The sequence below is a fragment of the Paenirhodobacter sp. genome (genome assembly GCF_041916475.1).
Lineage (GTDB): Bacteria > Pseudomonadota > Alphaproteobacteria > Rhodobacterales > Rhodobacteraceae > Rhodobacter.
Map to the genome: position 1 here is coordinate 1 of NZ_JAYRZN010000063.1, position 11,171 is coordinate 11,171.

The 11,171-nt window shown below is 67.2% G+C and carries 13 protein-coding genes; 10 read left to right on the forward strand and 3 right to left on the reverse strand.

Features of this window, described 5'->3' with window-relative positions; translation table 11 throughout:
* The 3 genes from ACOMG5_RS16825 to ACOMG5_RS16835 all read left to right on the forward strand — a co-directional run.
* Nucleotides 1–485: integrase core domain-containing protein (locus ACOMG5_RS16825; RefSeq protein ID WP_420344942.1), on the forward strand; the 485-nt coding region annotated here is incomplete at its 5' end.
* Between the two features lie 123 nt (nucleotides 486–608).
* Complete coding sequence (locus ACOMG5_RS16830) at nucleotides 609–770, forward strand: hypothetical protein (RefSeq protein ID WP_420344943.1); 162 nt, start codon at nucleotides 609–611, stop codon at nucleotides 768–770.
* A gap of 72 nt (nucleotides 771–842) precedes the next feature.
* Entirely contained in the window at nucleotides 843–1,757 is a 915-nt protein-coding gene (locus ACOMG5_RS16835; RefSeq protein ID WP_420344944.1) for an AEC family transporter, read from the forward strand.
* On the opposite strand, the gene ACOMG5_RS16840 is transcribed toward ACOMG5_RS16835, so the two are convergent.
* Both ACOMG5_RS16840 and ACOMG5_RS16845 read right to left on the reverse strand, forming a co-directional pair.
* Complete coding sequence (locus tag ACOMG5_RS16840) at nucleotides 1,754–2,347, reverse strand: response regulator transcription factor (RefSeq protein WP_420344945.1); 594 nt, start codon at nucleotides 2,345–2,347, stop codon at nucleotides 1,754–1,756. The genes ACOMG5_RS16835 and ACOMG5_RS16840 overlap by 4 nt on opposite strands.
* Nucleotides 2,344–4,314: a sensor histidine kinase gene (locus ACOMG5_RS16845; RefSeq protein ID WP_420344946.1), complete on the reverse strand. Its 1,971-nt coding sequence runs from the start codon at nucleotides 4,312–4,314 to the stop codon at nucleotides 2,344–2,346. The genes ACOMG5_RS16840 and ACOMG5_RS16845 overlap by 4 nt, the downstream gene beginning before the upstream one ends.
* A 100-nt stretch (nucleotides 4,315–4,414) precedes the next feature.
* On the opposite strand from ACOMG5_RS16845, the gene ACOMG5_RS16850 reads away from it, so the two are divergent.
* From ACOMG5_RS16850 to ACOMG5_RS16860, 3 genes are read left to right on the forward strand one after another with little or no spacing between them, the layout of a single operon-like run.
* On the forward strand, nucleotides 4,415–5,422 hold the full coding sequence (locus ACOMG5_RS16850; RefSeq protein ID WP_420344947.1) for a TRAP transporter substrate-binding protein: 1,008 nt from the start codon (nucleotides 4,415–4,417) through the stop codon (nucleotides 5,420–5,422).
* Nucleotides 5,423–5,467: 45 nt separating this feature from the next.
* Nucleotides 5,468–6,100, forward strand: coding sequence for a TRAP transporter small permease (locus ACOMG5_RS16855; RefSeq protein ID WP_420344948.1), 633 nt, complete (start codon nucleotides 5,468–5,470; stop codon nucleotides 6,098–6,100).
* Complete coding sequence (locus ACOMG5_RS16860; protein WP_420344949.1) at nucleotides 6,097–7,422, forward strand: TRAP transporter large permease; 1,326 nt, start codon at nucleotides 6,097–6,099, stop codon at nucleotides 7,420–7,422. The genes ACOMG5_RS16855 and ACOMG5_RS16860 overlap by 4 nt, the downstream gene beginning before the upstream one ends.
* 30 nt (nucleotides 7,423–7,452) lie before the next feature.
* Here ACOMG5_RS16860 and ACOMG5_RS16865 read toward each other — a convergent pair whose 3' ends face one another.
* Nucleotides 7,453–8,118, reverse strand: a complete 666-nt coding sequence (locus ACOMG5_RS16865; RefSeq protein ID WP_420344950.1) for an ABC transporter substrate-binding protein — start codon at nucleotides 8,116–8,118, stop codon at nucleotides 7,453–7,455.
* Between the two features lie 9 nt (nucleotides 8,119–8,127).
* On the opposite strand from ACOMG5_RS16865, the gene ACOMG5_RS16870 reads away from it, so the two are divergent.
* Genes ACOMG5_RS16870 through ACOMG5_RS16885 form a run of 4 tightly spaced genes read left to right on the forward strand, consistent with a single transcriptional unit; the run spans nucleotide 8,128 to nucleotide 11,064 of the window.
* The gene (locus tag ACOMG5_RS16870; RefSeq protein ID WP_420344951.1) at nucleotides 8,128–8,370 is read left to right on the forward strand and encodes a hypothetical protein; all 243 of its coding nucleotides are present in this window, start codon (nucleotides 8,128–8,130) and stop codon (nucleotides 8,368–8,370) included.
* 18 nt (nucleotides 8,371–8,388) lie between these two features.
* Nucleotides 8,389–9,750 carry an acyclic terpene utilization AtuA family protein gene (locus ACOMG5_RS16875; RefSeq protein ID WP_420344952.1) on the forward strand — a complete coding sequence of 454 codons (1,362 nt, stop codon included), beginning with the start codon at nucleotides 8,389–8,391 and terminating at the stop codon, nucleotides 9,748–9,750.
* Nucleotides 9,747–10,046: a DUF4387 domain-containing protein gene (locus ACOMG5_RS16880; protein ID WP_420344953.1), complete on the forward strand. Its 300-nt coding sequence runs from the start codon at nucleotides 9,747–9,749 to the stop codon at nucleotides 10,044–10,046. The genes ACOMG5_RS16875 and ACOMG5_RS16880 overlap by 4 nt, the downstream gene beginning before the upstream one ends.
* The gene (locus ACOMG5_RS16885; RefSeq protein ID WP_420344954.1) at nucleotides 10,033–11,064 is read left to right on the forward strand and encodes an AbrB family transcriptional regulator; all 1,032 of its coding nucleotides are present in this window, start codon (nucleotides 10,033–10,035) and stop codon (nucleotides 11,062–11,064) included. The genes ACOMG5_RS16880 and ACOMG5_RS16885 overlap by 14 nt, the downstream gene beginning before the upstream one ends.
* Nucleotides 11,065–11,171 lie beyond the last annotated feature (107 nt).

The following is an 11,171-nucleotide window of genomic DNA, read 5'->3' on the forward strand; positions in this document are numbered from 1 at the left end:
TCTGGGCGATGGATTTTGTCCATGACCAGCTCGCCTTGGGCAAGAAACTGCGGATCCTGACCATCGTGGATATCCATTCGCGCTATTGCCCGGCGACGGGTCCGCGATTTGCTTACCGGGGCGAGGACGTGGTTCAGACTCTGGAACGGGTCTGTCGGCAGATCGGCTACCCGCAGACGATCAGGGTCGATAACGGCAGCGAGTTCATCTCCCGCGACCTGGATCTGTGGGCCTATGCCAACGGTGTCACATTGGACTTCTCCCGACCGGGGAAACCCACCGACAACGGCTTCATTGAGGCGTTCAACAGCAAGCTGCGGGCAGAATGCCTGAATGCCCACTGGTTCATGGATCTTGCGGATGCGTGCGAAAAGTTGGAGGCTTGGCGCAGAGACTACAACGAGGTCCGGCCTCACAGCGCGATCAGTTACAACGTGCCGATCAACCTGCGCATTCCCGGTGGCGCAGCCAGCCCGCCCCCGTGAGCAGAGCCGCGAAACTCCAGATCGCGGCGGTCCAAACCAAGGGAGCAGAGCACAGAGCCGCGAAACTCCAGATCGCGGCGGTCCAAACCAAGAGAGCAGAGCACAAACCCGCAGACTCTCGTTATGAACGAGGGGCCCAAAGGGGGCAGGTCACTGCGCGACATTTTGCGGCTGAAGGGCTATCCGGTCGACTGGCGCCAATATACAGGCGGGCATGATGACTTCGTATGGCGCGGCGCGCTGGCCGGGGGCATGCTGGCGCTGTTCGGGCGCGCGCCGGGCTGACGCGCCCGGGGGCGCTTGACGCGCGGCGCCCGATCGGGGTCATATCGCGCCGTCTGGAATGCAGGGGCCGAGATGACCGCTATTCTTCTGGCCCTGGCCCCGGTCGTTCTGCTGGCGCTGCTGGGCGCGGCGTTGCGGCGCGGGCAGGTGCTGAGCGCGGCCTTCTGGCCGCAGGCCGAGCGGCTGGGCTATTATGTGCTGCTGCCTGCGCTGTTCCTGCACGGGCTCACGGTGACGGACTTCGGCCAGCTGCCGGTGTTCGGCTTTGTTGTCACGCTGTTGCTGGCGCTGTGCAGCACCGCGGCGCTGGTTGTGGCGCTGCGCCGCCGGATCCCGACGGACGGGCCGGGCTTCACCTCGGTGTTCCAGGGCGCGATCCGCTTCAACAACTACATCGGCATCACGCTGGCCGTGGGCCTCTTCGGCGATCAGGGTATCGCCTATGCGGGGCTCGCGAATGCGGTCATCGTGCCGACGGTGAACCTGCTCAGCGTGCTGGTCTTCGCGCGTTTCGGCGGGCTCAGGCCGGGCCTGCGCACGACGGTGCTGGCGGTGCTGCGCAATCCGCTGCTGCTGGCCTGCGCGGGGGGCATCGCGCTGCATCTTTCGGGGCTCGGGCTGCCGCCCGGTGTGGGCGGGGCGCTGAAGGCGCTTGGCGCGGCGGCGCTGCCGCTCGGGCTGCTGTGCGTGGGCGCCGCGCTGGAGTTTCGCGGGCTGCGGGGCTGGGGCGCGCCGATATTGATTTCGTCGCTGCTGAAATTCGGGGTGCTGCCGGCGGCCACATGGGCGGCCGCGCGGCTGATCGGGCTCGATGCCGAGGCGACCCGCGCCGTGCTGATGTTCCAGAGCCTGCCGACGGCCTCGTCATCCTATATCCTCGCGCGGCAGCTCGGGGGCAATGCGCCGATGATGGCCGCGATCATCGCCGCGCAGACCGTGCTTGCCGCGCTGACCATGCCTGTGGCGCTGGCGCTTGCCGGGCTCTAGCCGCGCAAAAGCCCCAGCATCGCCGCGAGTTCGATGGCATTCGCCGCGCCCATCTTCGCCAGGACCCGCCCGCGGTGGACCTCGACCGTGCGCATCGCGATGCCGAGCTCATCCGCGATCTGCTTGTTCTTGGCGCCGCTCAGCATGCAGGCCATCACTTCCTGCTCGCGCGCCGAAAGCGTGTCGCGCCGGGCGGCGAGGCGGCTCCGCGCGGCGCGTGCGGTCTCGGTCTCGCGGTGGCTGGCGATGGCGGCCTCGGAGCGATCCACGATCTGATTGTCGTTGAAGGGCTTTTCGATGAAATCGAATGCACCGGCCTTCAGCGTGCGCACCGCGACGGGCACATCGGCATGGCCGGTCAGGAAGATCACCGGGGTGGCGATGCCCATGGTGCGCAGCCGCTCGAAGACTTCGGGGCCGCTGATCCCCTCCATCCGCACGTCGAGAATGATGGCCGTGCAATCGGCGAGCGGCTGCGCCGCCAGAAAGGCCTCGCCCGAGGGCCAGCCGCGCGCCTCGAGCCCGCGCGAGGCGAACAGGAACTGCAGCGCATCGCGGATCGCCTCCTCGTCATCGACGATATGGATCATACCGGCTCCTCCGCAGAAGGGGGCAGGGTGAGGCGGAACAGCGCGCCGCGGTCCCCGCGCAGATGTACGAGCTGGCCGCGATGCAGCTCCAGGATCGAGCGGCAGATGGCGAGGCCCATGCCCATGCCCTCCGGCTTGGTGGTGGCGAAACTGTCGAACAGGCGGGCGTCCATGCCGGGCGGCACGCCGGGGCCGCAATCCTCGACATCGATGGCCGCCATGCCCTCGCGCGTGCCGAGCCGGATCCAGATCCGGTCATCGCTGCGCTCCGTGGCCATCGCCTCGATTGCATTGCGCAGAAGGTTCGTGAGCACCTGGCCCAGCTGGACCCGATCGGCGGCGACGGCCGGATGCGGGGCGCGCTCGACGATCAGGCGCAGGTGATGGCGCCCGGCCTCGGGGGCCATCTGCCGGACGGTTTCCTCCACCAGGTCGGCAAGGTCGATCTGGCCGAATTCGGGTGTGCGGCGGCGCACCAGGTTGCGGATCCGCTGCAGGATCTGGCCGGCGCGCTCGGCCTGCCCCGCGAGCTTGCGGCTCGCATCGCGGATCAGCGGGGCGGGCAGGTCCTCGCGCCCGAGCAGGTTGTGCAGCCCCGCCGCATAGGAGGCGATCGCGGCGAGGGGCTGGTTCAGCTCGTGGGCAAGCGTGCTCGCCATCTCGCCAAGGGCCACCATGCGCGCATTCCGCTCCAGCACCTCGGCCTGGGCGCGGGCGCGGCGGTCGTTGGCCTTCTGCTCGGTCACGTCGATCACCGAGCCCATCCAGCCCCGGTGCCGGCCGGTGGCGTCGATCAGCGGCGCCTCATAGACCTGCACGTCGATCTCATGGCCGTCCCGGTGCCGAAACCGGGTCTCGAAGCTCTGGATATAGTCGCCGTGGCGGGCCTGAAGGCTCTGGCGGGCATGGGCCTCGGCCACCTGATCGGGCACCCAGTAGGGCATCGGCGGGCTGCGCCCGATCAGCTCCTCGGCGCGCCAGCCGATCAGGCTGCAGAAGGCCGCGTTGACATAGAGGATCCGGCCCGCGTCGTCCTTGGCGCGCAGGCCCACCGTCAGGCTCTCCTCCATCGCTCGGCGGAAGGCCATTTCGTCGCGCAGGCGGGTCTCGGCCGCGCGGCGGCGCTGGCCCGAGCGGAACAGGACCCCGAGTGCCAGTACCGAAAACGCCGCGAGCGCCAGAACCAGCGCCAGCTGCAATGTGGAATGCGAGCGCGGCGGCACGTCATAGGCGTTGATCTGCACCACGGCGCCGCGCAGGGGCGGGTCGATGCTGATGCGGTGGCTGGGCGCGCCGGGAATGGGCTCCACGCGCTGGCGTATGGCGAGGTCGCGGCCATCGGCGGCCAGGATCTGCACGCCATATTGTTCAGCGATCCACCAGGGGATGTGGCGGTTCAGCATGGCGGGCAGGGACAGGGTCGCGCTGACGAAGCCGGCCTTCCCGGGAAGCGCAAGGCCCATCGTCATCAGCCCCTCGGGCGAAGGCTGGCCGATCACCGGGCGCGCGGGCTGCACCCCGCCGCCCGCCACCCGCATCAGCTGCGCGATCAGGGCGGGATCGGCGGCGGCGCCGGGGCCGGGGATCTCGCGCAGCCGCCGGCCCGCCGCATCGAACCAGACCACCGAGCGCATTTCGGGATTGGCGGCGATATGAGTGCGCGCCCGGGTGTCGAGCGTCGCCGCGGCGATGCCGCTTGCGGCATCGAGCGCGAGGCCCGCGAGCATGTCCTCGTCCACCGCGATCTGGAAGCGCAGCGCCTGCTCGACCCAGAGCGCATCGGTCGCGATTTTCACCCGCGCCTGCTCGTCGGCGCTGCGGCTCACCGTCCAGACCGCGACCCAGACCAGCGCCACCAGCGCGAGGATCGCCGCAAGAGGCAGCAGCGACAGCAGGTCCGCCCCCCGGCGCAGCACGGGTGCATCCGGGGTCCAGGCGGCGTTCGCGTGCTTCGGTCCTGCAGCCAAGCCTCCCCCCGGCGATTGCGGAAATCCACAATAGCGGGCGGGCGCGCAAGATGACAAGAATGTGAGGCCGCTGGAGGGCGGCCCAAAGGAGGAAACCCCGATGCTTACCCGTCGCAGCCTCGCCCGCCTTGCGGGCGCAGCCGTTCTGGCCATGTCCGTCGCCGCCCCGGCGCGCGCGGAGCCTGTCGTCATCAAGTTCAGCCATGTGGTGGCGCCCGATACGCCCAAGGGCAAGGGCGCCGCGAAGTTCAAGGAGCTGGCCGAGAAATACACCGAAGGCGCGGTGAAGGTCGAAGTCTATCCCAACAGCCAGCTCTACAAGGACAAGGAAGAGCTGGAGGCGCTGCAGCTTGGCGCGGTGCAGATGCTGGCGCCGTCGCTGGCGAAGTTCGGCCCGCTGGGCGTGCAGCAGTTCGAGCTTTTCGATCTGCCCTATCTGATGAATGGCTACGACGATCTGCGCAAGATCACCGATGGCCCGGTGGGCAAGGATCTTCTCGCCCGGCTCGAGCCCAAGGGGATCAAGGGCCTGGCCTATTGGGACAACGGCTTCAAGGTGATGTCGGCGAATTCGCCGCTGCATGTGCCCGACGATTTCCTGGGCCTGAAGATGCGGATCCAGTCGTCGAAGATCCTCGAGGCGGAGATGCAGGCGCTTGGGGCGGTGCCGCAGGTGCTGGCCTTCTCCGAGGTCTATCAGGCGCTGCAGACGGGCGTCGTGGACGGGACCGAGAACCCGCCCTCGAATATGTACACCCAGAAGATGCACGAGGTGCAGAAGCACGCGACGCTCTCGAACCACGGCTATCTGGGCTATGCGGTGATCGTGAACAAGGCGTTCTGGGAGGGGCTCGACCCGGCGGTGCGGGCGAACCTGGAAAAGGCGATGGCGGAGGCCACCGACTATGCCAACTCGATCGCCAAAAAGGAGAACGACGACGCGCTGGCCGCGATGAAGGCTGCGGGCACGACGACCTTCTATGAGCTGAGCGACGAAGAGCGCGCCGAATGGGTGGCGGCGCTGCGCCCCGTGCACAAGGAGATGGCGGGCCGGATCGGCGCCGACCTGATCAAGCAGGCCTATGACACGCTCGGCATCACCGAGTGACCCACCGGGGGCGCGGCCTGCGCCCCCCTTTTCATGAGGTTCGCCATGCTGTTGCGCATCCTCGACCGGTTCGAAGAAATCCTGATCTCGGTGCTGATGGCCTGTGCCGTCGCGCTGATCTTCGTCGCGGTCGTTCACCGTTTCTCCATCGGCTTCGCCGCAGATATGGTCGGCGTCGGCCGCAGCCATGACCTGCCCTGGCTGAGCAATGCCGCCCGCTCGGCCTTCAAGGCGATCAATTCGGTCAAGCTGACCTGGGCGCAGGAGGCCTGCATCTACCTGTTCGTCTGGATGGCGAAATTCGGCGCGGCCTATGGCGTGCGCCGGGGCATCCATGTCGGCGTCGATATTCTGGTGGAGAAGCTGCAGGGGCCCGCGCGCCGCATCGTCACCACCATCGCGATGGCTGGCGGCATCATCTTCACCGCCATCGTCGCCTGGATCGGGGCGGATTTCGTCTATCACGTCTATCGCGGCGGGCAGATTTCGCCCGATCTCGAGATCAAGATGTGGATCGTCTATCTGGCGGTGCCGTTCGGCTCGGCGCTGATGTGCTTTCGCTTCATCCAGGCGCTGTGGATGTTCCTCACGACCGGCTACATCGCCCACCATGACCACAGCTCGGTCGACGGGCTGAAGACCGAGGCCGAAGACCTGTCCGAGGGGGGCCACGCATGACCGCGCTCATCATCTTCGCGATCCTCGCGGTGCTGCTGGTCACCGGCATGCCGGTGTCGATCGCGCTCGGGCTGACGGTGTTCAGCTTCCTGTTCGCCTTCACCAATATCCCGATGGATTCGATCGCGCTGAAGCTGTTCACCGGGATCGAGAAATTCGAGATCATGGCGATCCCGTTCTTCATCCTGGCGGGGAATTTCCTGACCCATGGCGGGGTGGCGCGGCGGATGATCAACTTCGCCACCGCGCTCGTCGGGCATTGGTATGGCGGCATGGGTCTGGCGGCGGTGGTGGCCTGCGCGCTGTTCGCGGCGATCTCGGGCTCTTCGCCCGCGACGGTGATGGCCGTGGGATCGATCCTGATCCCGGCGATGGTGAAGCAGGGCTACCCGGCGCAGTTTGGCGTCGGCACGGTGGCCACGGCCGGGGGGCTCGGCATCCTGATCCCGCCCTCGATCGTGATGGTGATGTATGCCGTCGCGACCTCGGGGATGGTGGTGACGGGGCCGGAAGGGCAGCCGATCCTGTCGGCCTCGATCGGCACGCTGTTCATGGCGGGCGTGGTGCCGGGGCTGATGCTGGCCATGATGCTCGGCGCCACCACGATCTGGCGCGCCTGGAAGGGCGGCTATCCGCGGATGGAGCGGGCCAGCTGGTGCGCGCGCTGGAAGGCGTTCCGCGAGAGCGTCTGGGGCCTGTTGCTGATCGTCATCATCATGGGCGGCATCTATGGCGGCATCTTCACGCCGACCGAAGCCGCCGCCGTCAGCGCGGTCTATGCCTTCGTCGTGGCGGTCTGGGTCTACAAGGACATCTCGCTGAAGGACGTGCCGCGGGTGCTGCTGGATTCGGCGGCGATGTCGGCGATGCTGCTCTATATCATCACCAATGCAGTGATGTTCGCCTTCATCCTGACCTCGGAGCAGATCCCGCAGGCGCTGTCGGACTGGATCGTGGGCCTCGGCTTCGGCAAGATCGGCTTCCTGCTGATGGTGAACGTGATGCTGCTGCTCATCGGCATGGTGATGGAGCCTTCGGCGATCGTGCTGATCATGGCGCCGATCCTCTATCCGGTGGCGATGAAGCTCGGGGTGGATCCGGTCCATTTCGGCATCATGCTGGTGGTGAACATGGAGATCGGGCTGTGCACGCCGCCGGTGGGGCTGAACCTCTACGTCGGCTCGGCGATTTCGAAGCTCGGTCTGACCGAGGTCACGAAATCCACATTCCCGTGGCTTTTCACGGCGCTCATCTTCCTGATGCTGGTGACCTACATCCCCGAGATATCGCTCTCGCTGCCAAGGCTTCTGGGCATGAACTGACGGATGCGGGGGGCCGGATGGCCCCCCGTTTCATTTCGGGCCATCGGGGCGGGGCTCAGGGGCCTGGTCTGGTTGCGACATGGCGGCGGCCCATTCGTTCAGGGCGCCTGCGCGGCGGAGCTGGTCGCCATAGGCCAGCAGCCCGGCATCCAGGCGGATCGGGCGCAGATGCGCGGCGCTGGCCGGTCCGCTCCCCTCCGGCAATGGTGTGCCCGACAGCTCTGCAATGACACGCTGAATCGGCGCCGACAGGATGTGGCACAGCAGCTCTGCGCCGGCCTGCGGGTTCGCTGCAATGCGGGGGATAAGCGCCGTGCGCAGGAGTGCGAGTGTGTAGTCCTCGAAGGACAGCCGGACGAGATCCGGGTCGTCGGGGGCGAAGCGCGAGACATAGCTGCTCACGACATTGTAGGCGATCAGCACTTCGCCCGCCCGCAGCTGCGCGATCATGTCGTCGGAGCAGCATTCCTGCCGCACGTTGAGCCGCCCCATGACTTCGGCGAGGCGCCAGAAGCCCTCGAAATACTGATCGTCCTGCGAAAGCAGGAAGTAGCCCACACCCGAGCGCGCAGGGTCATAGGTTGCGATCCGGCCGGTGAAGCGCTCCGGGTTCTCGCGCAGCATGGCGATCAGGTCGCGCCGGGTGCGGGGCAGGGGCAGGCCGTGCAGCCCTCTGCGCGAGACCAGCGTGATCACGGGTTCGGGGTGCTGGGCTATGTCATGCGCAAGCTCGACATGCCGACCGTGCCGGTGATCCTGGGTATCCTTCTGGGCAATGCGATGGAGGACAACCTGCGCCGCGCGATGGTTCTGTCGAACGGGGACTGGACCTTCCTGTTCAGCTCGCCTATCGCGGTAGAGCTCTGGATCGCCGCAGGGCTCGGGTTCCTTGCGCCGATGTTCCTGCGCCGGGTGCTGAAGAAGCCAGCCCTTCCCCCCACGATCTGACCGCGAACGAGGATTGACATGACCACACGCGTTCTGGTGCCCTCCGGGGTGCTCGGGCTCGGCTTCGACCACGCGGCGCTGGCGCGCGGCGTGGCGATGAAGCCCGATATCATCTGTATCGACGGCGGCTCGACCGACAGCGGCCCCTACAGCCTGGGCGCCGGGGTGTCGAAATACTCCCGCGCCGCGACGAAATCCGAATGGCGCATGCTGATGCAGGCCCGCGCCGAGGCCGGTGTGCCGCTGGTGATCGGGACTGCGGGCACCTGCGGTACCGACAGCATGGTCGACTGGATGTACGCGATCACCCTCGAACTGGCCGAGGAGCTGGGCCAGTCTCTGAAGGTGGCGCGTCTGTATTCCAGCCAGCCGCTGGAGCGGATCCGGCTTGCTGCGGAGGCGGGGCGGATCGCGCCGCTGGCCCCGGCGCCGGAGCTGGATCTGTCGGAGCTGACGAATATCGTGGCGCTGGCCGGGGCGGAGCAGATCCAGGCCGCGCTCGCCACCGGCGCCGATATCGTCATCGCCGGGCGCACCACCGACACCGCCACCATCGCCGCCTTGCCGCTCTTGCGCGGGGAGGCCGCAGGCGGGGCCTGGCATGGCGCCAAGATCGCCGAATGCGGGGCGCTGTGCTCCACCAATCCGACCTCGGGCGTGATCATGGTGGGTTTCGACACGGCGGGCTTCACCGTCACGCCGCTGGCCGAAACCGCCGCCTGCACGCCGCATTCGGTTTCGGCGCATATGCTCTACGAGAACTCGGACCCGTTCCGGCTTTATGAGCCGGGCGGGCATCTCGATGTGACCGGGGCGCGCTACAGCGCCATCGATGCGCGCAGCGTGCGGGTCGAGGGCTCCGAATGGGTCCCCGGGCCCTACACGGTGAAGCTTGAAGGCGCGCGGGTCGCGGGCTATCAGACGACGATCCTCGCGATCTTGCGCAATGCCCATTACGTCGTCCATGCGCGGCAATGGGTGGAGCTGCTGAGCGGCTTTCTGACTGGCGAGATCCGCAGCCGGATGGTGCTCGATCCGGCCGAGTATACGCTGGAGTTCCGGCTGATTGGCATTGATGGCGCGCTCGGCGCGCTGGAGAATCGCAAGGGGGATCCGGTCGAGGTTGGCGTCCTGGGCCTGATCACCGCGCGCAGCCAGGCGGAGGCGAGCGAAATCGGCAAGCTGATCAATCCCTTCGTGCTGCATTACCCGCTGACGGACGATGAGGAACTACCTACGTTCGCCTTCCCCTATTCTCCGGCCACGACCGATCGCGGCGCGCTGTACGAATTCGCGCTGAACCATGTGATGCGGCTCGACGATCCGATGTCGGCGTTCCGGCTCGAGGTGACGTCGGTGCGGATGGGAGGTGCGGCATGAAACTCGGCGATATGGTGCTCAAGGTCCGCTCGAAGAATGCCGGGCCGTTCTGGGTAACGATCGACATCTTCTGCGACCGGCCCGAAGTTTATGACCAGGTTTGCGCGGGGCTGTCCAATGCCGAGGTCGCGGCGCTCTACCAGGTGCCCGAGCAGCTTCTGAAGCGGTTCGAGATCGCCGATCTGCGGGTGGTCAAATTCTCGGTCCCGCGCCCGGTCGTGCAGGGGGCAGCGGCCGACCGCGACATGCATGGCGCGCAATATGCGGCCTTGCTCGAAGAACATGACCTCGGTTAGGCGCCGCCTGCTTACCTTCGCGCTGGCGGCGGCCGGCGCGGGGGTGTTCCTCGTGTTGCGCCTGCCGCTGCCGCTGTTGCTCGGGCCGATGCTGGCCTGCCTCATCGCCGCGCTGATGGGCGCGCCGCTGATGGGGGCAGGGGGCTTTGCGGTATTCATGCGCACCTTTTTGGGCGTCGCGGTGGGGGCGTCGATCACACCTCAGGTGATCGGGCATCTCCCGGATATCATGGCCTCTCTGGCGCTGGTGCCGCTGTTCATCGGGGTCATTGCGCTGATCGGATATCCGCTCTTCCGGCGGGTTTTCGGCTTCGATCACCCGACCGCCTGGTATGCCGCGATGCCGGGCGGGCTGCAGGACATGCTGGTTTTCGGCGAGGAGGCGGGCGGCGATGTGCGCGCGCTGTCGCTGATCCATGCGACGCGGGTTCTGGTCATCGTGACCGTCGCGCCGCTCATGATGCATGCATTCTGGGGTGTGGACCTGTCGCAGCCGCCGGGAGCCTCGATCCGCGCCACCGATCCGCTGGAAATCCTGCTGATGACGGCGTCGGGCTTCTTCGGCTGGAAGATCGCGGAGCGGGTGCACCTGTTCGGCGCCTCTATCCTCGGCCCGATGATCCTGACGACGATCCTCTCGCTCTCGGGTGTGATCCAGCACCGCCCGCCGGCCGAGATCATCCAGGCCGCGCAGCTGTTCATCGGGATCACCGTTGGGGTGAAATATGTGGGCATCACCGGGCGCGAGCTGCGCATGGATGTGACGGCGGGGCTCGTCTATGCCGCGATCCTGGCGCTGATCAGCCTGGGCTTCATCGAGGCGATCGTGGGGCTGGGCCTCGCGCCGGGGCTCGATGCCTTCCTGGCCTATCTGCCGGGCGGGCAGGCCGAAATGGTGGTCATCGCCATCATCGCCGGCGCTGATCTCACCTATGTGGTCAGCCATCACCTGATGCGGATCGTCATCGTCATCACCCTTGCGCCGCTCGTGGCGCGGGTGATGCGGCAGCGGGGCTAGCTGATTTACGCCTTTCGGCGTGGGATGAGCAATCGCCCGGCGCGCGGAACCCTCATCGCGTGCAGCGGGTCGGGCGATTGCGGTGGTCAGGTGCCGGGCGAAGCCTG

What these genes read in the sequence shown, in the direction of transcription:
- ACOMG5_RS16830 (WP_420344943.1), top strand. Translation starts at nt 609, where the DNA reads ATGAACGAGGGGCCCAAAGGGGGCAGGTCACTGCGCGACATTTTGCGG.
- ACOMG5_RS16835 (WP_420344944.1), top strand. Translation starts at nt 843, where the DNA reads ATGACCGCTATTCTTCTGGCCCTGGCCCCGGTCGTTCTGCTGGCGCTG.
- ACOMG5_RS16840 (WP_420344945.1), bottom strand. Translation starts at nt 2,347, where the DNA reads ATGATCCATATCGTCGATGACGAGGAGGCGATCCGCGATGCGCTGCAG.
- ACOMG5_RS16850 (WP_420344947.1), top strand. Translation starts at nt 4,415, where the DNA reads ATGCTTACCCGTCGCAGCCTCGCCCGCCTTGCGGGCGCAGCCGTTCTG.
- ACOMG5_RS16855 (WP_420344948.1), top strand. Translation starts at nt 5,468, where the DNA reads ATGCTGTTGCGCATCCTCGACCGGTTCGAAGAAATCCTGATCTCGGTG.
- ACOMG5_RS16860 (WP_420344949.1), top strand. Translation starts at nt 6,097, where the DNA reads ATGACCGCGCTCATCATCTTCGCGATCCTCGCGGTGCTGCTGGTCACC.
- ACOMG5_RS16875 (WP_420344952.1), top strand. Translation starts at nt 8,389, where the DNA reads ATGACCACACGCGTTCTGGTGCCCTCCGGGGTGCTCGGGCTCGGCTTC.
- ACOMG5_RS16880 (WP_420344953.1), top strand. Translation starts at nt 9,747, where the DNA reads ATGAAACTCGGCGATATGGTGCTCAAGGTCCGCTCGAAGAATGCCGGG.
- ACOMG5_RS16885 (WP_420344954.1), top strand. Translation starts at nt 10,033, where the DNA reads ATGACCTCGGTTAGGCGCCGCCTGCTTACCTTCGCGCTGGCGGCGGCC.